Below are 20,488 nucleotides of genomic sequence, written 5' to 3' on the forward strand. Positions count from 1 at the left end.
TCCCGCGCCGTACGGGGCCACCTGGCACCGATCCTGCGGGGCCGGGGCCGCCGGGGCGAGGTTTGTTGCCGGTCCGGCAACGCACCGGGCCCCGTCGCGGCTCGAGGAGGCTACGGCTGGACGAGCTCCACCTGGATCTCGACCTCGACCGGCGCGTCCAGCGGAAGGACCGCCACGCCCACCGCGCTGCGGGCGTGCACGCCCTTGTCGCCGAGGACCTCGGCGAGCAGTTCGCTGGCGCCGTTGACCACGCCGGGCTGACCGGTGAAGTCGGTCGCGGACGCGACGAAGCCGACGACCTTGACGACACGCGCGACGCGGTCCAGGTCACCGGCGACGGACTTCACGGCGGCCAGGGCGTTCAGCGCGCAGGTGCGGGCCAGTTCCTTGGCCTCGTCGGCCGTCACCTCGGCGCCCACCTTGCCGGTGACCGGGAGCTTGCCCCCGAGCATCGGCAGCTGGCCGGACGTGTAGACGTACGGGCCGGACTGCACGGCCGGCTGGTAGGCGGCCAGCGGCGGGACGACCTCGGGCAGCGTCAGGCCCAGCTCGGCGAGCCTCACCTCCACGGCGCTCATGCCTGCTTCTCCCGCTTCAGGTAGGCGACGAGCTGCTCGGGGTTGTTCGGCCCGGGCACGACCTGGACGAGCTCCCAGCCGTCCTCGCCCCAGGTGTCCAGAATCTGCTTCGTGGCATGGACGAGCAGCGGCACGGTTGCGTATTCCCACTTGGTCATGCGGCCGACTCTAGCCGTTGGCCGGGGCGCCTCTGCGACCGCTGTCCGGGGCCCGTCCGCAGCCGTGGTCCGGGACCCTCCGCGGGCCGGTCGCGACCACGTTGTCCACAGCCACCGGCGTACTCGGCGCGCGGACTGGTTACGCTCGAATACGTGAGCAGGCTCCAGGTCGTCAGCGGCAAGGGCGGTACCGGCAAGACCACGGTGGCCGCGGCCCTCGCGCTGGCCCTGGCCACCGAGGGGAAGCGCGCGCTTCTCGTCGAGGTCGAGGGTCGCCAGGGCATCGCGCAGCTCTTCGAAACGGAGGCGCTGCCTTATGAGGAGCGGAAGATCGCCGTCGCTCCCGGGGGCGGGGAGGTGTACGCCCTCGCCATCGACGCCGAACTGGCCCTTCTGGACTACCTCCAGATGTTCTACAAGCTGGGCAGCGCCGGACGGGCTCTGAAGAAACTCGGCGCGATCGACTTCGCGACCACCATCGCGCCGGGCGTCAGGGACGTCCTGCTGACCGGCAAGGCGTGCGAGGCGGTCCGGCGCAAGGACAAGCGGGGGCGGTTCGTGTACGACTACGTCGTCATGGACGCCCCGCCGACCGGCCGCATCACGCGCTTCCTCAATGTGAACGACGAGGTGGCCGGGCTCGCGAAGGTCGGCCCCATACACAATCAGGCGCAGGCCGTGATGCGGGTGCTGAAATCGCGGGAGACCGCGGTGCACCTGGTGACGCTGCTGGAGGAGATGCCGGTCCAGGAGACCGTGGACGGCATCGCCGAGCTGCGCACGGCACGGCTCCCGGTGGGCCGGGTCGTCGTCAACATGGTCCGGCCCCAGGTGCTGGACGCCACCGATCTGGAACGCGTACGGGAGACACCGCGCACGGCGCTGGCCCGGTCGCTGTCCGGGGCCGGGCTCGGCGGGGCGCGGCGGGGCGGGCACGCCGAGCGGCTGGTGGACCCGCTCCTCGCGCAGGCCGGGGAGTACGCCGAGCGGTACACGCTGGAGCAGGAGCAGCGGGCGGTCCTCGGCGAGGTGGGTCTGCCGACGCACGAACTGCCGCTCCTCGCGGAGGGCATGGACCTGGCGGGCCTGTACGAACTGGCCACCGAGCTGCGGAAGCAGGGGATCGCATGAGTCCGGAGGAGCCGGCCCGTCACCGGGAGGGGGCGCGGCGGCTGGCGGCCGCGCCCGTGCTCGACGTCGACCTGCTGCTGGAGGACCCGCAGACCCGCATCGTGGTGTGCTGCGGCTCCGGCGGGGTCGGCAAGACGACCACGGCGGCGGCCCTGGGCCTGCGCGCGGCCGAGCGCGGCCGCAAGGTGGTCGTCCTCACCATCGACCCGGCCCGGCGGCTCGCGCAGTCCATGGGCATCGACTCGCTCGACAACACCCCGCGCCGGGTGAAGGGCGTCGACGACGCGGCGGGCGGCGAGCTGCACGCCATGATGCTCGACATGAAGCGGACCTTCGACGAGATCGTCGAGTCCCACGCGGACCGCGAGCGGGCGGCGGCGATCCTGGGCAACCCCTTCTACCAGTCGCTCTCGGCGGGCTTCGCGGGCACGCAGGAGTACATGGCGATGGAGAAGCTGGGGCAGCTGCGGGCGAAGGACGAGTGGGACCTCATCGTCGTCGACACGCCGCCGTCCCGCTCGGCGCTGGATTTCCTCGACGCGCCCAAGCGCCTCGGTTCCTTCCTGGACGGCAAGCTGATCCGCGTCCTGCTGGCCCCCGCGAAGGTCGGCGGCCGGGCGGGCATGAAGTTCCTGAACGTCGGCATGTCGATGATGACCGGCGTCCTGGGGAAGGTGCTGGGCGGGCAGTTCCTCAAGGACGTGCAGACCTTCGTGGCCGCGATGGACTCGATGTTCGGCGGCTTCCGTACCCGCGCGGACGCGACGTACAAGCTGCTCCAGGCGCCCGGCACCGCGTTCCTGGTGGTCGCGGCCCCGGAGCGGGACGCCCTGCGCGAGGCCGCGTACTTCGTGCAGCGGCTGGCGGCCGAGGACATGCCGCTCGCCGGTCTGGTGCTCAACCGGGTCCACGGCAGCGGCGCCGACGGTCTGTCGGCCGAGCGGGCGCTCGCCGCCGCGGAAAATCTTGAGGATCCCCGCATTGTGGATCAGGACGGCGGGAAAGCTGGAGTTCGTACCGACCCCGGCAACTCCCCCGGCACACAAGGCAGTTCAGGAACGGCCGGTTCCGCTCCCGCCGAGCAGGCCCCCGACACCTCTCCGGAGGCTTCCGCACCGAAGGCCACCGAACGACCGGCTCCCGACCCGGCGGCCGACAGCACTGCAGTCGACAGCACAGCGGCCAACGACACAGCGGCCGTCGGCACAGCGGCTCCCGAGGCGACGGAGCGGTCCGTCGACGCGCTCACCGCCGGACTGCTGCGACTGCACGCGGAGCGCATGCACCTGCTCGCCCGGGAGCAGCGCACGCGTGACCGCTTCACCGCACGTCATCCCGAGGTGGCGGTCACCGAGGTGGCCGCGCTGCCCGGCGACGTGCACGACCTCGCGGGACTGCGGGACATCGGGGAACGCCTGGCGACCGGCCGGCCCGAGCTGCCCGGGCCGGGCGTCTGATCGGGCCTCGGTCCCCCGGGCCCGGGGCTCAGCCCACGGCCGCGTAGTTCTCGTACACCTCGTCGTCCTCGAGGGGCAGGATCCCGGCCCCCCGCTCGTACTCCGTCCGCGCCGTCTCGAGGAGCCGGCGCCAGGAGGTCACGGTGGGCCGCCTGCGCAGCAGCGCGCGGCGTTCCCGCTCCGTCATGCCTCCCCACACGCCGAACTCGACGCGGTTGTCGAGCGCGTCGGCCAGGCACTCGGTGCGCACCGGACATCCGGTGCACACCGCCTTGGCCCTGTTCTGCGCTGCTCCCTGAACGAACAGTTCGTCCGGATCGGTAGTGCGGCAGGCGGCCTGCGCACTCCAGTCGGTTACCCAGCCCATACCGGCGCCGTCCTCTCCCGAATCGAGGCTCCCCCACGGCGGCAGCGGCATATTCACCGCCGCCAGTTGAGGACGTTACGGAAGGTGGGCACAGCGCAACACCCCCTTCGGGCCCAATCTTGAATGGCCCGAACGGACTATGGGTAAGCGGCAGATCACCCGGGGGAGTGAGCTGGCGACATGCGCGACGATCCCGACATACAGGTCATCTCTGTTGCGCCACAACGGACACCGATTGACACACGAGGCGGATTCGGACACGCACCCCACACGCCGCGGCACGCGCCGGTACGCACCAACGCGCTCCCCAGCGGGGCCTCTCGGAAAAGATTCGAGCGGATCCGGAACGATTCGGGGTCGCCGGACGTATTGATACGTGGCCTCACTGCTGTGACAGTTGAGTGCAGCTTAGGCCAAGGCATATACGTGTGTCCGGCGAATGAGAACGTAGGCTGCCTCCATGCCAAAGAAGCGCTCGGGCGGTGGTCTGTCGCCAACGCAGCAGGCCGCCAAGTTCCTCGGTGTCAGTGTGCTCGCGGGAGCAGTGCTGGCCGGCATCGCGTTGCCCGCTGTGGGCGCGCTGGGGCTGGCCGCCAAGGGGTCGGTGGAGGGTTTCGACGCCCTCCCGGCCAACCTGAAGACTCCCCCGCTGAGCCAGCGCACCACCATCCTCGATGCCGAGGGCGGCACCATCGCCACGGTCTACTCGCGCGACCGGACGGTGGTCGACCTCAAGGACATCTCGCCGTACATGCAGAAGGCGATCGTCGCGATCGAGGACTCGCGCTTCTACGAGCACGGTGCGATCGACCTCAAGGGCGTCCTGCGCGCCCTCAACAAGAACGCGCGCAGCGGTGAGGTCTCCGAGGGTGCCTCCACGCTCACCCAGCAGTACGTCAAGAACGTCTTCGTGGAGGAGGCGGGCGACGACGCGACGAAGGTCGCCCAGGCCACCCAGCAGACCATCGGCCGCAAGATCCAGGAGCTGAAGCTCGCGATCCAGGTCGAGGAGGAGCTGGGCAAGAAGAAGATCCTCGAGAACTACCTGAACATCACGTTCTTCGGCCAGCAGGCCTACGGCGTCGAGGCCGCCTCCCAGCGCTACTTCTCCAAGCACGCCAAGGACCTCAAGGTCCAGGAGGCCGCCCTCCTGGCCGGCATCGTCCAGTCGCCCAGCCGGTACGACCCGGTCAACGACGAGGCGGAGGCCACCAAGCGGCGCAACATCGTCCTGAACCGCATGGCCCAGGTCGGCGACATCTCCACGGCCGAGGCCGAGAAGGCGAAGAAGGCACCGCTCGGGCTGAAGGTCAGCAAGCCGAAGAACGGCTGCATCACGGCCGTGAAGAACGCGAGCTTCTTCTGCGACTACGTGCGCGAGGTGTTCCTGAGCGACAAGGTCTTCGGCAAGACCCGCAAGGACCGGGCGAAGGTGTGGAACCAGGGCGGCCTGACCATCCGCACGACGCTCGACCCGCAGGCCCAGAAGTCGGTCCAGCAGTCGCTCAAGGACCACGTGAACCAGTCGGACTCGGTCGCCGCCGCGAGCACGCTGGTCGAGCCCGGCACCGGCAAGGTCCTCGCGATGGGCCAGACGAAGCCGTACGGCTACGGCAAGAACGAGACCGAGATCAACTACTCGGTCGACCACAGCATGGGCGGCTCCAACTACGGCTTCCCGACGGGGTCGACGTTCAAGCCCTTCGTCGCGGCGGCCGCGCTCGAGGAAGGGCGCCCGGCCACCCAGGAGTACTCGTCCCCGTACGAGATGCCTTATCCCGAGCCCGTGCAGACGTGCAGCGGGAAGCCCTGGCTCAACACGGACGGCGCGACCGTCCCCAACGAGAGCGAGTCGGAGGTCGGCCCGTACCGGCTGAAGGAGGCGATGGCCCTCTCGGTCAACACCTACTTCGTCCAGATGGTGGCCGACATCGGCCTGTGTCCGGTGATGGAGATGGCGGACGCCCTGCACGTGGTGCAGGGCAACGGTGAGAAGCTCCCCGAGGTCCCCGCCGTCTCCCTCGGCTCCAAGGGCGTGGCCCCGCTGACGATGGCGAGCGCGTACGCCGCCTTCGCCTCCCGGGGCATGTACTGCACGCCGATCGTGATCGAGTCGATCACCCAGAAGATCGGCAACAAGCAGAAGTCGCTCGACGTGCCGAAGTCCACCTGCTCCCGCGCGATGAGCGAGAAGACCGCGGACACGGTGAGCACCCTGCTGCGCGGCGTGGTCGACTCCGGTACAGGCAAGGCGGCCGGTCTCACGGACCGCGACAACGCCGGCAAGACGGGTACGACCGACGAGCGCAAGAACGCCTGGTTCGTCGGTTACACGCCGAACCTGTCGGGCGCCGTCTGGGTGGGCAGCGCCTCGCAGCAGGTCCAGATGAAGAACATCACGATCGGCGGCGTCTACCACCCCCTCGTCTTCGGTGGCGCGGTTCCCGGTCCGATCTGGAAGGACGCCATGACCGGCGCCCTCGCGGGCAAGGGCTCCCCTTCGTTCAACGTCATCGACATCCCGGACGAGGACAAGGACAAGAAGAAGGACAAGGACAAAGACAAGGACAAGGACCGCGACAAGGACAAGCCCGACGACGGGAACAACGGCGACGAGGGCTTCATCGCCGGCCTGACCAACGGCGGCACCGGTGACGGCGGCGACGGCGGGCCGGGCGGCTTCCCCGGCGGCAACCTGATCCAGGGCCCGGGCAACGGGCCGGGCGGACGCCGCTGAGCCACCCGCCGGCAGGCGCGCGGGCAGCACGAGATGGTCCCTTCCCCACGACGGGGGAGGGACCATTTTCTTGGACGGCAAACGTATTCGACGTGATTACGCCAGCCCTCGAAAGAGACATTCCGAATGCGTGACCAGGCGTGACATAGTCACGCCTGGCGCCCTCCCGGGGTGCCTTTCCGTTGCTGTCCGCCCATGGAGGGGAATATGAAAACCCGCCCACGAATCCGTGTGTTGTTCGGCGCCCTGCTCAGCGCGCTCGCCCTGGTCCTCATGATCCCCGGCTCGGCCCAGGCGAGAGCCCAGGCGTGCTACGGCTTCGGCTGCGACGGCCACGATCCGAACATCCAGTCGTGGCAGAGCGGACCGGTCAGCCCGTACGGCCCCTACCAGCTCGGCAGCTCCTTCCTGTACGAGCTGCGATGGGGCAAGACCGACGGTGACCAGTACAGCTGGGCGCGGCTGCACTACATCAGCGGATCGGGGGCGAGCAACTGGAACGTGTACGTCCAGCGGTGCACCAAGGACCAGTCCACGTGCTACTGGCGGCTCGGGCTGACGAAGGGCGGCGCCTCGGGCTGGACCGCCAAGATTCCGAGCGGAACGAACTACTACTGGACCCGCACGCCGATGTACCACAATCCCTCGACCCACATGATGCGGGCCTGTGTCGAGGACCCGTCCGGCGACCAGAGCTGCACTCCCTGGTACTGAGCGGGCCGACGGTCGTCACCGTGACGGTCGTCACCGTGACGGCCGGGCGGGCCTCGGGCGGAAGGATGGAATACCATCGTTCCGCCCTTTTGTTCACCCTTCTCGCATTTATTCAGCTTCCCGGAACGTCAAAGCTCATTTAAAATGAGGTACGCCTAACAGCCGCGCATGACATCGGGGTTTCTTTGACCGCCAGACCGGACCCTTGTGCCGACCTTTACACCGTCGATGACGATGAGCAAAGGATTCTGAACCTTTTGTACGCCGGTTTCAGCGATGCGTCGATCGCCCGGCGACTCGGCGTAGGGCACCGCACCGTACAGCGCAGGGTCCAGCGGCTCATGGAGCAGCTGGGGGCCAATGGGCGGGTGGCGCTGGGAGCGCGGGCCCAGGAGCTCGGCCTGCTGCGCCCCGCGCGTCCGCCGAACGAGTCGAGAGGGCGTCCGTCGCAGCGGACACCCTCTCGCAACGCGTGAAGAGCCGACCGGCCGGTCAGCGGTAGCGGTCGTCCCGGCGTCGGCGGGAGGACTCCGCCACGTCGGGGGGCCACACCCGCCCCGCCCCCGGGGCCTCGCTCCAGGAGCGGATCTTCGCGGCGACGCGTTCCGGCCGTCGGTGCGTGCTCAGCCGGCCAGGAGCTTCTTGACCGCGGCGGCGACCCGGCCGCCCTCGGCCTGCCCGGCCACCTTCGGGTTCACGATCTTCATGACGGCGCCCATGGCCCGCGGCCCCTCGGCGCCGGCCGCCTTCGCCTCCTGCACGGCCTGCGCGACGATCGCGTCCAGCTCGTCGTCGGACAGCTGCTTCGGCAGGTAGGCGGCAAGCACCTCGCCCTCCGCCTTCTCCCGCTCGGCCTGCTCGGCGCGGCCGCCCTGGGCGAAGGCCTCGGCGGCCTCACGGCGCTTCTTCGCCTCGCGGGTGATCACCTTCTGCACCTCGTCGTCGGAGAGCTCCCGCTTCTCCTTTCCGGCGACCTCCTCCTTGGTGATCGCGGCGAGCGTCAGCCGGAGCGTCGAGGAGCGCAGCTCGTCGCGCTCCTTGATGGAGGAGTTGAGGTCGTCGTGCAGCTTCGCCTTGAGCGTGGTCATGGACCTGATTGTCGCAGGTGCGCGAGGACCGGCGCCCGCCGATTTCCGCGCCCTCGGCGAAGGCCTCCGCGCGGAGGCCTCCCAGCGCCGCTTCTCTTCCGCTTCTGACACGATGGACGTATGCGCGCGCGATACGGAGTACCCCTGGGAGTCACGGCGGTTGGCGCCGCCGGCCTGATCTACGCGGCGGGGATCGAGCCCCGTGCCTTCCGCCTCCGGCGGGTGACCGTCCCCGTCCTCCCGTCCGGGATGCGTCCTCTGCGGGTGCTCCAGGTCTCCGACATCCACATGGTCGGCGGGCAGCGGGGAAAGCAGCGCTGGCTGCGCTCGCTGGCCGGGCTGCGCCCCGACTTCGTGCTCAACACCGGCGACAACCTGTCCGACCCGGAGGGCATCCCCGAGGTCCTGGACGCCCTGGGCCCCCTGATGGAGTTCCCGGGCGCCTACGTCTTCGGCTCCAACGACTACTACGGCCCCCGGCCCCGCAACCCCGCCCGGTACCTCCTCGAGAAGGTCCAGGGCCGCCACGGCCTCAACGGCAACCCGCCCGTCGTCGGCGCCGTCCACAACCCGTGGGAGGACCTGCGCGACGGTTTCGACGCCGCGGGCTGGCAGAACCTCACGAACACCCGCGGCTCGCTCAAGATCGAGGGCGTGTCGGTCGAGCTGACGGGACTGGACGACCCGCACATCAAGCGGGACCGGTACGCGGAGGTGGCCGGCGGCCCGTCCGACACGGCGGACTTCTCGATGGGCGTGGTCCACGCCCCGTACCTGCGCGTCCTGGACGCCTACGCGGCGGACGGCTACCCCCTGATCGTCGCCGGCCACACCCACGGCGGCCAGCTGTGCATCCCCTTCTACGGCGCCCTGGTCACCAACTGCGACCTGGACACCGACCGCGTGAAGGGCCTGTCCACGCACACCTCCGGGGGCCACACGTCCTACCTCCACGTCTCGGCCGGCTGCGGCGCCAACCGCTACACCCCGTTCCGCTTCGCCTGCCCGCCGGAGGCGACGCTGCTCACGCTGGTGGGCCGGGAGGACTGACCGGCCCCGGCCTCAGTCCCGGGGCCGGGGCTGGGGCTGGGCTCACGGGCGCCGGGAAGCGGGGGGGGGAACCCGGAGCGGAGGACACGCAACCCCGGGGGCCCGGGACGAGTGGGTAACCCACACGGCCCACCCACATAGCCCGCGATGTCCGGTCTGTCTACGTTGAGGCCATGACAGCCCCGATACCCAGGGACCTCCCGGACCTCCCCCCGATCCCGGGCCACGTCGTCCTGCCGCCCACCGTCGTACCGGCCCGCGCCGTGCTGATCCCGGCACGCCGTCGCCTGGTCGCCGTCTACCGCGGCGCGATCGCGCTGCTGGCCCTGACCGGCGTGGCGATCGAGCTGCTCACCGCCGGCGGTCCGCCCACGACTCCGCTGAGCCACTTCACGGTCCAGAGCGGCATCCTGCTGGCACTGGTCATGCTCGCCTCCGCCCGGTGCTCCTGGTCCGCCCACCACCCCCTGCCGGGCGCCCTCACGGGAGCGGCACTGTTCTTCGTCGTCGCCGCGGGCCTGGTCCAGCACCTCGTCCCGGCGGGCGAGTCCCCCCTGTTCACGGCGCCGGACGCCACGTCCTGGCAGACCGCCGCGACCCAGATCCTCCACATCGCGGTGCCGGTGGCCGCGGCCCTGGACTGGCTCCTCTTCACCGCCCCCGGCCGACTGCACCTGCGCCAGGCCCCGGTGTGGCTCCTCTACCCCCTGGCCTACCTGGCCTTCTCCCTCACCCGCGGCGAGCTGCTCCCGTCCGGCGCCCAGGACCGCTACCTCTACCCCTTCCTCGACGTGGGCCGGCACGGCTACAAGATCGTCCTCGGCAACGCCCTCCTCGTGGGCCTCGCCCTGTACGCCCTGGCCGTACTCCTCGTCGCCCTGGACCACGCCCGCCCGAACCCGCACCGCCGCCCCCGGTAAACCGGATTTCGTCTCCGGCCAGCGGTGGGCTAAAGTAAACGACGTCGCCGCGACGAGCAGCGACGATCGGGGTGTGGCGCAGCTTGGTAGCGCGCTTCGTTCGGGACGAAGAGGTCGTGGGTTCAAATCCCGCCACCCCGACAGTGAAGTACCAGTTCAGGGGCCTGATCCGCTTAGCGGGTCGGGCCCCTGAGTGGTTGCGGGGGCGGCAGGAGTACCCGCGCCGAGGAGGTCGTTCTCCAGAGCTGCGAAACTCCGCACGTGCCCTATCCAGCGACAGAGCAGTTGCCCTCCGCCGAACACGCGTTCGTGATCAACGCCACCGAGATCGACATCCTCCCCGGTGTCCGGGGTGACCTGGACGAGCCGCTGGTTTCGGGGCCCTCCTCGGCACTCGTCCCGGTCCTCCTTTCCCTCGTCGAGCGGGGGTGGATCGAGGTGTGCCGGCTCGTGCCCTGGTCAGCGCCGGACGGCACGCTCGGGGAGCAGCCCGGTCCGCCCGTCCCGGAGCAGGACCTCGCCGCTGTCCTGGCGGACGCCGAGAAGTGGGAGTATCCGCGCTCCGGCACGTGGCTGGGGTGCCTCACGCTCACCCTCACCGAAGCGGGACGGAAGATCGTCCGCTGACCGGCGGACCGAGAAAGAGCGTGCGCGCGGCGGGCCCAGTGCCGATAGTTGGCGCATGGATGCGATCGAAGCCGCACGCGCCGTCGTAGAGGAACAGCACCCCGAAGCACGTACCGCCTTCCTGGGTGGCAGCGTCGCGACGGGCCGCCACACGGCGACGTCGGACCTCGACGTCGTGGTGCTGCTCCACGGAGCCCCGGCCCCCTACCGCGAGAGCCTCCAGTACGCCGACTGGCCGGTGGAGATGTTCGTGCACACCGAAGCGACGTGGCACGCCTACATCGAACGGGAGTTGCCCACGCGCCAGTCGCCGCTGCTGTGGATGTGTGCCGCCGGGCTGCTGCTCTTCGACACCGACGGACTCGGAGCGCGCCTCGCCGCGCACGCCCGGAAGCTGACCGCCGCAGGACCACCACCGGTGTCGGCGGAAGAGATCGACGACCGCCGCTACGCCATCACCGATCTCCTGGACGACCTCGCGGGAAGCGACGACCCGAGCGAGCGGCTGTTCATCGCGACCGAGTTGGTCCGTCGGACCGGTGAGCTGGGGCTGGCGGTCGCCGGATCCTGGGGCGGCGGTGGGAAGTGGCTGGCACGCCGTCTCGAGACGACCGCGCCAGGGCTCAGCACACGCCTCCACCACGGTCTGCGGGAGGTGCTGGACGGGAGGGTGGGACCCCTCGTGACCGTCGTCGACGAGGTGCTCGAGCGGGCCGGCGGCCGGTTGTGGGTCGGCTACAAGCGTGCTGGAACTCCCTGACGGGCGTTCGCCGAAGGGGCCCGGGGCGGGGCCTAGTTCGACCTCTTGAGCGGGGGGAGGCCGGCGCACAGTGCGGACGGGAAGGCGGGCTCGATGGCGTGTACGTCGGTGCATCCGCCCTTCGTACCGCGGGCGATCGGATTCCAGCCCGACTTCTCGGCCCGGAAGAACCAGCGGTCGTCGAGGCTCGCCCCGCAGCCGGGACCGGCGCCCTCGGGGCAGGCCGGGCCCATGCGCGAGGAGACGTCGAACACCAGCCACTTCCCGTCGCAGTGCTCATCGCCGCGGGAGGTGTGGTTCGGCACGTCGAGAGCCGTCACCGCCTGGTCGTAGGAGGCGGGGGTGCAGCCGGTGGGCGCGGGGTGGCAGCCGAGTTCGCCGCACAGGCGCAGGTGGGGCGGGGCGGCGTCGTCCGCCGTGAACGCCGTGAAGTTGTCCACGGACAGGACCCGGTGGCCGAGCGGGGACGGCAGCCGCACCTCCGCCGTCGCCGTGGCGGTCGTACGGCAGTCGGCGCGCGGGGTGTCGCCCGCCGGGGCGGAGTACGTCACCTGCACCCACACGGTACGGTCCGACGTGTCGGTGACGACCGCCTTCAGGTCGCGCGCGCACGTCTTCCCGGGGCCGGGCACCTCGACGTCGACGCTGAGCGTACGGCGGTCGCCCGCGAGCCGGGCGGCGGTCACCCCGATCGGCGCGAACGTCTGCCAGCGCGTCGACTCCGTCGGCCCCGTCGGCTCCGTCGGCCCCGTCGCGGTCGCCGCACCGTCGGAACCGGCGCGAAGCGTCCCGCACGCGCCGAGCAGCAGCACGCCGACCGCACTCAGCAGAACGACCGTGAGCAGCGATCTTGTACGTCGCATGTATTCCGCCCCCCGACGATTGTGGTCCGCAAGTGACTATAGAGCGGCGCGTACACATCACACGTTCGGCATCCGGTTCGCCGGGTGGCGCTCACGTCCGGCCCGGGTCGGGCGTCGTCCCCTCCGCCGGTTCAGGGGCAGCTCTGCCCATACCGTCTTCCCCAGCGGCTTGCGCGGTGCCCAGCCCCAGCGGAGGGCCAGGACGTCCACCAGAAGCAGTCCCCGGCCCGACTCCCCCTCTGGCGGCGGAGCCGCACATCAGGGTGCAGGTGTTCCCGTTCGAGCAGGGCGGGCACGACGCGTTGGGTGGTTCGCTGTCGGTTCTGACGCTGCCGGACGGCTCGGAGGTGGCCTACACGGAGGGCGCGCACTACGGCCAACTCGTCGAGGAACCGGCCGAGGTCAGGCACTTCTCCGGGATTTACGATCGGCTCCGGGCGGATGCCCTGCCCACAGTCATGTCACTCGACATGATCCGGTCCGCGATGGAGGGCTACAACCGTGAAGCGAACGTTCCTTCCCGATCCGAACGGCGTCGCGTGGCGCAAGAGCAGCTACAGCAATCAGGAGGGCGGCGACTGCGTGGAGGTCGCCGACGGGGTCACGGGCGTCGTGCCCGTTCGTGACAGCAAGGTTCCGGGCGGGCCCGTCGTCTCCTTCGGGGACGGCTCCTGGACCGCGTTCATAAGCGGGGTCCAAGGTGGTCGCCGCGCCGCCGCTGAGTCAACCGGGTGCCGGTCGACAGCGGTTGCCCGGGTCCGCCGGTGCCTCGTTCGCGAGGTGCCGGTGGGCCACTGACCTCCCCAAAGAACCGGGGAAAGAACTACCCGCCCACCCACCCTCCCCGCGCCGGTGCGCGCGTGTCACCCGTGCGAGTGACTGGCTTGCGGGTGCGGGATTCGGGCCGTTACGTTCACCGCAAGAGCACACCAACGACCTGCAACAGAGCGGCCCACGCCCAGGATTCGCCGTCCCGGACGCGGGCCTGACCGATCAAGGAAGAAGAAGCTTCCCGATGGCTGACTCGCAGTCTAACGCGCGCCTGCGCGCCGACGCCGGAGCACCTACCTCCGGCGTGATCCACCTACGCACCCGGCTCACCGCCGACTTCACGGTGGTCTCCAACACCCTCGCCCAGCGGCGCGGCAGCGCGGTCACGGTCGGCGTGGCCGTGTACATCCTGTCGTTGCCCACCGGCGCCCCTGTGTCCATCGCCGCCCTGTGCGAGCACTTCAGCGAGGGCGAGATCCTGATTTCGCGTGCTCTGCGGGAGTTGGAAGCCGCCGGTTACCTGGAGCGTCGCCGGGAGCGGCTGGCCTCCGGGCAGATCCGTACCCGGACGTACTTCTACGACGTCCCCGGTGGCGACGGTCCGGACGGTCCGGACGGTCCGGACGGTCCGGACGGTCCCGACGGTCCCGACGGCCCGCCCGAGCCGCCGACGCCGCCCCGGTCCCGGGCCCGGGGACCCCGGGAGCGGCCCGTCGTGCGTGAGTCCGCTTCTCCTCTGCGTGAGGTGGCGCCTGCTCCCGGTCCCGCTCCCGCCCCCGAGGAGACCGAAAGCCCGGTGCCCGCACTGGGCGACGCCGATCCGAAGGCGGTTGCCGTGCTGACCGCCCTGCGTCGGATCGACCCCCGGCTCGTCCTGTCCGCGCGGGAGGCCGCCCGCTTGGCGCCGGCCGTGACCGAGTGGCTGGCGGCCGGAGTGGGAGCGCACGAGATCACCGAGCTGCTGACCGTACGGCTTCCCGACCGCTTCCGGGCCCGCCCGGCGAGCTTCCTCGCGTTCCGCCTGCGGGAGACGCCGCTGCCCGTGCCACCCCTGGCGCCTCTCCCACCGACCGTCGAGCGCCCGGCCGTGCTGCCGTTCCAGACCTGCGACGGCTGCGAGCGCGCCTTCCGCGCCCAGGAACCGGGACACTGCCGGAGCTGCCGGGACCACCTGGTCGGGGAGAGCCTGCGCGCGGCCGGCTGAGCCGGTGGGCGGGATGTGGTCGACAGGTTCGAGTCGTTCGAGGAACGTCACCCAGGCCCGTTCTTGACTTGCAGGTCCAGAATTGCTTACAGTCGGGACATGGCAAGACCGAAGGAGTTCGACCCGGAGATCGCCGTCGACCAGGCGATGGAGGTGTTCTGGCGAAAGGGGTACGCCGCCACCACCCCCCAGGACCTGGTGGACGCGCTCGGCATCGGAAAGGGGAGTCTGTACAACGCGTTCGGCAGCAAGCAGGCGCTCTTCCTGCGAGCGCTGCGTCGGTACCGGGACAGCCAGACCGAGGCACTGATCGAGGTGCTGGAGCAGCCGGGCCCGGTGAAGCAGCGGCTGCGCGGGGCGCTCACGGCGCTGGCCGAGATGGACCTGGCCGACCCGGACCACCGAGGCTGCCTGGCGGTGAACACCACGGCCGAGCGGGCCGGCGTCGACCAGGAGGCGGCGGAGGTGCTCCGCCGGATGCTCGACCGCACCGAGGAGGCCTTCCAGGCACTGGCGGCGGAGGGGCAACGGGCGGGAGAGATCGACCCGGGGCGTGACCCCGCCGCCCTCGGCAGCATGCTGATGAACACCGTCGTCGGGATGCGCCTGGTGGCCCGCGTCGCCCAGGGGCCGGACCGACTCACCCGGGTGATCGACGCGACGGTCGACTCCCTCTGATCCACCCCCACCCCCCGGCACTGCCGGGGGTTGCCATACCGAAATTCTGTACCTCGAGTTAAAGAGCTGGAGCAGAACATGAGCCAGCACATGGACAACTACACGGGCACGTACACGGGCAAGAACGTCGTCGTCACCGGCGGCAGCAGCGGCTTCGGCCTGGCCGTCGCGAAGCTCCTGGCGCACGAGGGCGCCCGGGTGCTGATCACCGGCCGGGACCGGGCCGCACTGGACGCCGCCCGCGAGCAACTCGGTGCCGGGCACCTCGCGGTGCGCAGCGACGCCTCCTCACTGGACGACATCGAGGCGCTGGCCGACCGGGTCAAGGCCGAGTTCGGCACCGTCCACGCGCTCTTCGCCAACGCGGGCGTCAACGGCTTCGCGCCGTTCGAGGAGACGGGCGAGGAGCTCTTCGACCAGTTGCTGACGATCAACGCCAAAGGCCCCTACTTCACGGTGCAGAAGCTCGTTCCGCTGCTGGCCGACGGGGCAGGAGTCGTACTCACCACGTCGGTCGCCAACGTGCTGGGCATCCCCGCGCTGAGCGCCTACGGGGCGAGCAAGGCCGCACTGCGCTCGATGACCCGCAGCCTGGCCCGGGAACTGCTGCCGCGCGGGATCCGCGTCAACGCGGTCAGCCCCGGCCCGATCGATTCCGGGATCCTGGAGAAGTCGATGCCGAAGGAGGCCGCCGAGCAGACCAAGGCGCAGATGGCCGCCGAGAACCCGATGCGGCGGATGGGCACCCCGGAGGAGGTGGCCCGGACGATGGCCTTCCTCGCCTTCGAGGCCACCTTCACCACGGGCGCGGAGCTCCCCGTGGACGGCGGCGGCTCCCAGCTCTGATCCGCACCCCACCCCCACGGGCGCGCCCCCCCGGCACTGGACGGGGGCGCCCGTGGCGGAGCTGGGCCTGCGGCTCCTCGTAGCCCGATCCGACGGGCGGACTCGGCCAGTCCCGGCCCGCGCCGTGCCGGAGGCGTCGCGGCTAGGATCCGGGGCATGAGGCGGCGGACCGGTGTGGGGCAACAGGCGGACGGACAGCAGAAGTTCACCGGTATGCGGCCGATGGAGCCGCCCCCGGCGGACTCGGACGCGCTCGGAGTGACCACCCACTACCTGAGTCACTTCCGCAAGGAATACACGCGCACCCGTGAGCTGATGAAGAAGAAGGCCCGGCGGTCCACCGTGGGGATCGCCGCCCTGAACGGACTCATCGCCGTGCTCGGTGTGGCGGTCGCGGCCTGGCGGGACTACGCCGCCTGGCTCGGATTGGCGAGCACCGCCGTGGCCGGCGTCGTCGGGGTGATCTCGGCGTGGAGCGGCCTCATGCGCCACCACGAGCTGTGGCAGCAGCGGAGCCTGATACTCGCGGAACTCCAGCGGATCATAAGGAACGTCGAGCGCCGGGAGGCCTCGGGCGACGACCGGCAGCTCATCGCGCGGGAAGCGATGGAACTGCTCGACGCGACGCTGAGCCAGGACGCCAGCAACTGGGGCAGCCTGAGCCGGACTCCCCTCACCGCAGCAGTCCCGTACCAGCCCCTCCAGGCCCCCGCCGAGCGCTCACAGGAGTGACGGCACCGGGCCCGGTCGACCCTCACCCGGGCAGTTGCACCGTGACGCGAAGGCCGCCCTCGCCGCGGGGCGTGACGGTGAGGATGCCGTCGTGGGCCTCGGTGATGGTGGCGACGATGGCCAGGCCCAGGCCGGTGCCCGCGTGGTCGGTGTGGACGCGTTCGGTGCCGCGCTGGAACGGCTCGGTGAGGGTCGCGGCCTGCCGGGGGCTGATCCGTTCACCGGTGTTCTCGACGGTGAGCAGCGCGGTGTGCGGGCCGGAGGTGGTGTGGACGCGGACCCTGCCGTGTCCGGGGAGGTTGTGGACGATCGCGTTGTGCACGAGGTTCGTGGTCAGTTGCAGGAGGAGCGTCGGCGATCCGGAGGCGGGGGTCACGTCGCCGCCGGTCTCGAGAGCGATGCCGTGCTTCTCGGCGAGCGGCAGGAGGGTCTCGGTGGCCTCTTCCGCCAGCAGGGACAGGTCGACCTGCTCCCGGGTGAAGGAACGCTGACCGGCCCGGCTGAGCAGCAGCAGGGCCTCGGTGAGGTCGATCGCCCGGGTGTTCACGGTGTGGAGGCGGTCGATGAGCTCGCCGGTGTCCTGGTCCGGGTCGGTGCGGGCCACGTCGAGGAGGGCCTTCGAGACGGCGAGCGGGGTGCGCAGCTCGTGCGAGGCGTTGGCCGCGAAGCGCTGCTGTTCGGCGACGCGGGCTTCGAGGCGGGCGAGCATCGTGTCGAAGGCGTCGGCGAGTTCGCGGAACTCGTCCCTGCGGCCCGGCAACCGGATCCGGTGGGACAGCGAGCCGGCCTCGGCCGTGCGGGTGGCCTGGGTGATGCGGTCCAGCGGGGCGAGCATGCGCCCGGCGAGGATCCATCCGCCCAGGAGACCGAAGAGCAGGAGGAACACCATGACCGCGGCTGCCGTCGGGGCGAAGTCGCGGAGGAAGATCGTGCCCGGGGTCGCTCGCACCGCCCCCCGTTCGTTGGTGAGCAACCAGCCCTGCTGCAGGAGGAACACGCCCACCGCGGCGAGGAGCAGGGCACCGGCGAGCATGAGGAAACCGGCGTAGCTGAGGGTGAGTTTGAGGCGGACGCTCAGGCCGGGACGCCTACCCACGGTCGCCGCCGCCGTGCCCCGGGTCGGGGCCTGCCGCAGGTCCTGTGTCCGGCCTGGTGCCGGGTCCGGGTCCGGGTCCGGTGCCGGGTCCGGGTCCGGTGCCGGGTCCGGGTCCGGTGCCGGGTCCGGGTCCGGGTCCCGTGTCGATGCGGTAGCCCACGCCCGGCACCGTGGCGATGATCCAGGGCTCGCCGAGGCGCTTGCGCAGGGCCGAGACGGTGATGCGGACGGCGTTGGTGAACGGGTCGGCGTTCTCGTCCCACGCGCGTTCCAGGAGTTCCTCGGCGCTGACGACACCGCCCTCGGCGGCGACCAGCACGTCGAGCACCGCGAACTGCTTCCTGGTCAGCGCGACGTAGCGGCCGTCCCGGTAGACCTCCCGGCGGAACGGGTCGAGGCGCAGACCGGCGATCTCCCGCACCGGCGGCCTGCTGTGGGCGCGCCTGCGGTCCAGGGCCCGGAGCCTGAGCGCGAGCTCCCGCAGGTCGAACGGCTTGGTGAGGTAGTCGTCGGCGCCGAGTCCGAAGCCGGAGGCCTTGTCGTCGAGGCGGTCGGCCGCCGTGAGCATGAGGATCGGCAGGCCGCTGCCGGAGGCGACGATGTGTGCGGCGACCTCGTCACCGGACGGGCCGGGGATGTCGCGGTCGAGGACGGCGATGTCGTAGGCGTTGGTGTCCAGGAGTCGCAGCGCGGTGTCGCCGTCTCCGGCGATGTCGGCCGCGATCGCTTCCAGGCGCAGGCCGTCGCGGATCGCTTCCGCCAGATAGGGCTCGTCCTCGACGATCAGCACACGCATGCCGTCGAGGTTACGAGCCGGCACGTATCGTCCGCGTATCCGAAACCGCATACGCCCTCGCAACGGCGCGTTTCCTTCACTGGCGGTATGTATCGGACCTCATCACCGTCAGCCCCGGAACCGGTCACAGCCGCAGCCCCGGCCCCCGCGCCCGCATCCGCAGCCGCGCCCGCCCCGCGCCGGTTTTCGCGGGAGGCGTTGCGCCGCGCCGTCCGGCCGGAGCTCTGGAAGCGCGCCCCTGTGCTCACCGGGGCGGCGCTGCTGCTGGGCCTGGTCATGCTGCTGCACGCGTACGTCCCGAACCGGTACGGGACCGTCGGCAGCCTGGTCGAGACGTTCCTGCCGTGGTTCGGGCTGTTCGTCCCGGTGCTGGCGGTGGGCGCCCTGTGGCGCCGCTCCCCCGCCGCGGTGACCGCGCTGGTGCTGCCGGTCGCCGTGTGGCTGAGCCTCTTCGGCGGGCTGCTCGCCGACAAGTCGCACCCGGGCGGCGACCTCGCCCTGGCCACCCACAACGTCGGCGCCGACAATCCGGACCCGGCCGGCACCGCCCGCGGCCTGGCCGCCTCGGGTGCGGACGTGCTGGCCCTGGAGGAGATCACCGACCAGGACCGGGGCGTGTACGAGGAGGAGCTTGCCGAGGCGTACCCGTACCACGCGGTCGTGGGCACGGTCGGGGTGTGGAGCAGGCTGCCGTTGTCGGACACGCGGCCGGTCGACATCGCGACGGACGTCGGGCCGCTGGCGGCCACCAAGCCGGCCGACGTGCGGACGGCCGGCAACCGGGCGCTGCGCACCACGGTGGCCACCGACCAGGGCCCGCTGACGGTGTACGTGGCCCACCTGGGATCCGTACGGCTGAACCCCCGGACCGGTTTCTGGACGGACTCGCGCGACCGGAACATCCGGGCGCTCGGCGACGTCCTCGCCGCCGACCGCAGTGAGCGGGTGGTGCTGCTCGGCGACCTGAACGGCTCGCTGGACGACCGTGCCTTCGACGGCGTCACCTCGCAGGTGCACTCGGTCCAGGAAGCGGCCGGGGACGGCTTCGGGTTCAGCTGGCCGGCGCGGTTCCCGGTGGCGCGGATCGATCACATCCTGGTGCGGGGCGTGGAGCCGGACAGTTCGTGGGTGCTGCCCGCCACCGGCAGCGACCACCTGCCGGTGGCGGCGCGCATCAGCTGGTGAGCGTCGCCGGGCCCCGTGCGGTCTCAGGGCTTCGCGAGCTCGAAGGGGTACGGGCTCGCGCTGCCGAGGACCGTGAGGCGCAGGACGTCCGTCGTGATCACGGAGCGTATGGCGGACGTTAGGGAGTGACGGGGCGGAGGGCCAAACGCGCGGGCAGGGCCTAAGGTGTCCCGGGTTGCCGGAAGGACTGGCCTGGGCAGACAGGGAGGCGGCCGTGGGTGCTGCGCGTACGAGCAGGACGCCGTTGCCGGGGATAGGGGTGCGCTACGACCTGGTCACCCGCGAGCGGCGTCGGCTGTCGGTGGTGGCGGAGAAGGACGGGGCGCGGACGCTGAGCGCCTACCGCGGCAAGGGTCCGGAGGAGGACCCCGAGCTGTCGGTGCGGCTGGACGCGCAGGAGGCGTCCCTGGTCGTCGACGCGCTCAGGCCCGCCCATCACAGTCCCAGCCTGCTGTCGACGACCGAGCTGGGGCTGGTCGCGGAGCGTGTCGGGCTGTCGGCGTCGTCGCACTGGAACGGGCGTCTGCTGGGCGACACCCGTACGCGTACCGAGACCGGCGTGTCCATCGTCGCGGTACTGCGGCGGACCGAGGCGCTCCCGTCGCCGGGTCCGGACTTCCGGCTGGCCGGCGGCGACACGCTGATCGTGATCGGCACGCGCGAGGGCGTCGACGCGGCCGCGGAGATCCTCGGGCGGGAGTGAGCCCCCCGGGGGCCGGGGCGGGGGTGG

Annotated in this window: 23 protein-coding genes, 1 tRNA gene and 2 pseudogenes; 18 read left to right on the forward strand and 8 right to left on the reverse strand. The window is 71.1% G+C overall.

All coding sequences use genetic code 11. The annotated features are described in order from the left end of the window. Positions 1-110: 110 nt before the first annotated feature. Positions 111-578 (reverse strand): RidA family protein, encoded by a 468-nt coding sequence (locus OHA99_RS16995; protein WP_405696482.1) that lies wholly within the window; start codon positions 576-578, stop codon positions 111-113. Continuing rightward, the gene (locus OHA99_RS17000; protein WP_003975360.1) at positions 575-736 is read right to left on the reverse strand and encodes a DUF4177 domain-containing protein; all 162 of its coding nucleotides are present in this window, start codon (positions 734-736) and stop codon (positions 575-577) included. The genes OHA99_RS16995 and OHA99_RS17000 overlap by 4 nt, the downstream gene beginning before the upstream one ends. A gap of 153 nt (positions 737-889) precedes the next feature. Here OHA99_RS17000 and OHA99_RS17005 point away from each other — a divergent pair, with 153 nt between their 5' ends. Both OHA99_RS17005 and OHA99_RS17010 read left to right on the forward strand, forming a co-directional pair. Then, complete coding sequence (locus OHA99_RS17005; RefSeq protein WP_042826662.1) at positions 890-1,867, forward strand: ArsA-related P-loop ATPase; 978 nt, start codon at positions 890-892, stop codon at positions 1,865-1,867. Then, positions 1,864-3,324: an ArsA-related P-loop ATPase gene (locus tag OHA99_RS17010; RefSeq protein ID WP_405696484.1), complete on the forward strand. Its 1,461-nt coding sequence runs from the start codon at positions 1,864-1,866 to the stop codon at positions 3,322-3,324. Before OHA99_RS17005 ends, OHA99_RS17010 begins: the two co-directional genes overlap by 4 nt. Before the next feature lie 28 nt (positions 3,325-3,352). Here the strand turns inward: OHA99_RS17010 and wblA are convergent, their stop codons facing one another. After that, the gene (gene wblA, locus OHA99_RS17015) at positions 3,353-3,691 is read right to left on the reverse strand and encodes a transcriptional regulator WblA (RefSeq protein WP_042826659.1); all 339 of its coding nucleotides are present in this window, start codon (positions 3,689-3,691) and stop codon (positions 3,353-3,355) included. Between the two features lie 460 nt (positions 3,692-4,151). Here wblA and OHA99_RS17020 point away from each other — a divergent pair, with 460 nt between their 5' ends. From OHA99_RS17020 to OHA99_RS17030, 3 genes are all read left to right on the forward strand, one after another. Then, positions 4,152-6,428, forward strand: coding sequence for a transglycosylase domain-containing protein (locus OHA99_RS17020; RefSeq protein ID WP_405696487.1), 2,277 nt, complete (start codon positions 4,152-4,154; stop codon positions 6,426-6,428). A gap of 207 nt (positions 6,429-6,635) precedes the next feature. Continuing rightward, positions 6,636-7,142, forward strand: coding sequence for a hypothetical protein (locus OHA99_RS17025; protein WP_366472289.1), 507 nt, complete (start codon positions 6,636-6,638; stop codon positions 7,140-7,142). A gap of 185 nt (positions 7,143-7,327) precedes the next feature. Then, on the forward strand, positions 7,328-7,618 hold the full coding sequence (locus OHA99_RS17030; protein ID WP_228126153.1) for a response regulator transcription factor: 291 nt from the start codon (positions 7,328-7,330) through the stop codon (positions 7,616-7,618). Between the two features lie 147 nt (positions 7,619-7,765). Here the strand turns inward: OHA99_RS17030 and OHA99_RS17035 are convergent, their stop codons facing one another. Continuing rightward, positions 7,766-8,230, reverse strand: a complete 465-nt coding sequence (locus OHA99_RS17035; RefSeq protein ID WP_087790088.1) for a GatB/YqeY domain-containing protein — start codon at positions 8,228-8,230, stop codon at positions 7,766-7,768. A gap of 120 nt (positions 8,231-8,350) precedes the next feature. Here OHA99_RS17035 and OHA99_RS17040 point away from each other — a divergent pair, with 120 nt between their 5' ends. From OHA99_RS17040 to OHA99_RS17060, 5 genes are all read left to right on the forward strand, one after another. After that, a complete protein-coding gene (locus OHA99_RS17040) occupies positions 8,351-9,280 on the forward strand; it encodes a metallophosphoesterase (protein ID WP_153178701.1) in 930 nt (309 codons plus the stop codon). Positions 9,281-9,453: 173 nt separating this feature from the next. After that, entirely contained in the window at positions 9,454-10,200 is a 747-nt protein-coding gene (locus OHA99_RS17045; protein ID WP_405696490.1) for a Pr6Pr family membrane protein, read from the forward strand. Between the two features lie 67 nt (positions 10,201-10,267). Beyond that, positions 10,268-10,341 (forward strand) — tRNA-Pro (locus OHA99_RS17050). Positions 10,342-10,461: 120 nt separating this feature from the next. After that, a complete protein-coding gene (locus tag OHA99_RS17055; protein ID WP_405696492.1) occupies positions 10,462-10,827 on the forward strand; it encodes a hypothetical protein in 366 nt (121 codons plus the stop codon). Between the two features lie 55 nt (positions 10,828-10,882). Then, the gene (locus tag OHA99_RS17060) at positions 10,883-11,587 is read left to right on the forward strand and encodes a nucleotidyltransferase domain-containing protein (protein WP_153178704.1); all 705 of its coding nucleotides are present in this window, start codon (positions 10,883-10,885) and stop codon (positions 11,585-11,587) included. Positions 11,588-11,619: 32 nt separating this feature from the next. Here the strand turns inward: OHA99_RS17060 and OHA99_RS17065 are convergent, their stop codons facing one another. Together OHA99_RS17065 and OHA99_RS17070 are read right to left on the reverse strand one after the other, a co-directional pair. After that, positions 11,620-12,450, reverse strand: a complete 831-nt coding sequence (locus OHA99_RS17065; protein ID WP_381497757.1) for a hypothetical protein — start codon at positions 12,448-12,450, stop codon at positions 11,620-11,622. 57 nt (positions 12,451-12,507) lie between these two features. Beyond that, positions 12,508-12,696 (reverse strand): annotated as a pseudogene (locus OHA99_RS17070) (ATP-binding protein); the annotation flags it as partial. On the opposite strand from OHA99_RS17070, the pseudogene OHA99_RS17075 reads away from it, so the two are divergent. The 6 genes and pseudogenes from OHA99_RS17075 to OHA99_RS17100 all read left to right on the forward strand — a co-directional run. Next, a pseudogene (locus OHA99_RS17075) lies at positions 12,693-13,076 on the forward strand (Scr1 family TA system antitoxin-like transcriptional regulator); the annotation flags it as partial. The pseudogenes OHA99_RS17070 and OHA99_RS17075 sit on opposite strands and share 4 nt — an antisense overlap. Continuing rightward, positions 13,033-13,248, forward strand: a complete 216-nt coding sequence (locus OHA99_RS17080; protein WP_381497759.1) for a DUF397 domain-containing protein — start codon at positions 13,033-13,035, stop codon at positions 13,246-13,248. The pseudogene OHA99_RS17075 and the gene OHA99_RS17080, both read left to right, overlap by 44 nt. 217 nt (positions 13,249-13,465) lie before the next feature. Beyond that, complete coding sequence (locus tag OHA99_RS17085; protein WP_405696494.1) at positions 13,466-14,425, forward strand: hypothetical protein; 960 nt, start codon at positions 13,466-13,468, stop codon at positions 14,423-14,425. A gap of 99 nt (positions 14,426-14,524) precedes the next feature. Beyond that, a complete protein-coding gene (locus OHA99_RS17090) occupies positions 14,525-15,103 on the forward strand; it encodes a TetR/AcrR family transcriptional regulator (RefSeq protein WP_054102393.1) in 579 nt (192 codons plus the stop codon). A 78-nt stretch (positions 15,104-15,181) separates the two neighbouring features. Further along, positions 15,182-15,949 (forward strand): SDR family oxidoreductase, encoded by a 768-nt coding sequence (locus tag OHA99_RS17095; protein ID WP_207627925.1) that lies wholly within the window; start codon positions 15,182-15,184, stop codon positions 15,947-15,949. A gap of 156 nt (positions 15,950-16,105) precedes the next feature. Further along, on the forward strand, positions 16,106-16,681 hold the full coding sequence (locus tag OHA99_RS17100; protein WP_282879418.1) for an SLATT domain-containing protein: 576 nt from the start codon (positions 16,106-16,108) through the stop codon (positions 16,679-16,681). A 22-nt stretch (positions 16,682-16,703) separates the two neighbouring features. Here the strand turns inward: OHA99_RS17100 and OHA99_RS17105 are convergent, their stop codons facing one another. Then, a complete protein-coding gene (locus tag OHA99_RS17105; protein ID WP_405696497.1) occupies positions 16,704-17,777 on the reverse strand; it encodes a sensor histidine kinase in 1,074 nt (357 codons plus the stop codon). Further along, the gene (locus tag OHA99_RS17110; RefSeq protein ID WP_405696499.1) at positions 17,770-18,573 is read right to left on the reverse strand and encodes a response regulator transcription factor; all 804 of its coding nucleotides are present in this window, start codon (positions 18,571-18,573) and stop codon (positions 17,770-17,772) included. Before OHA99_RS17110 ends, OHA99_RS17105 begins: the two co-directional genes overlap by 8 nt. Positions 18,574-18,660: 87 nt before the next feature. Here OHA99_RS17110 and OHA99_RS17115 point away from each other — a divergent pair, with 87 nt between their 5' ends. Both OHA99_RS17115 and OHA99_RS17120 read left to right on the forward strand, forming a co-directional pair. Continuing rightward, positions 18,661-19,758 (forward strand): endonuclease/exonuclease/phosphatase family protein, encoded by a 1,098-nt coding sequence (locus tag OHA99_RS17115; RefSeq protein WP_381497766.1) that lies wholly within the window; start codon positions 18,661-18,663, stop codon positions 19,756-19,758. A 214-nt stretch (positions 19,759-19,972) separates the two neighbouring features. Next, on the forward strand, positions 19,973-20,461 hold the full coding sequence (locus tag OHA99_RS17120) for a cation:proton antiporter regulatory subunit (RefSeq protein WP_153178711.1): 489 nt from the start codon (positions 19,973-19,975) through the stop codon (positions 20,459-20,461). The last annotated feature ends 27 nt before the right edge of the window (positions 20,462-20,488 follow it).

The organism is Streptomyces coelicoflavus, assembly GCF_045041415.1.
Taxonomy (GTDB): Bacteria; Actinomycetota; Actinomycetes; order Streptomycetales; family Streptomycetaceae; genus Streptomyces; species Streptomyces coelicoflavus.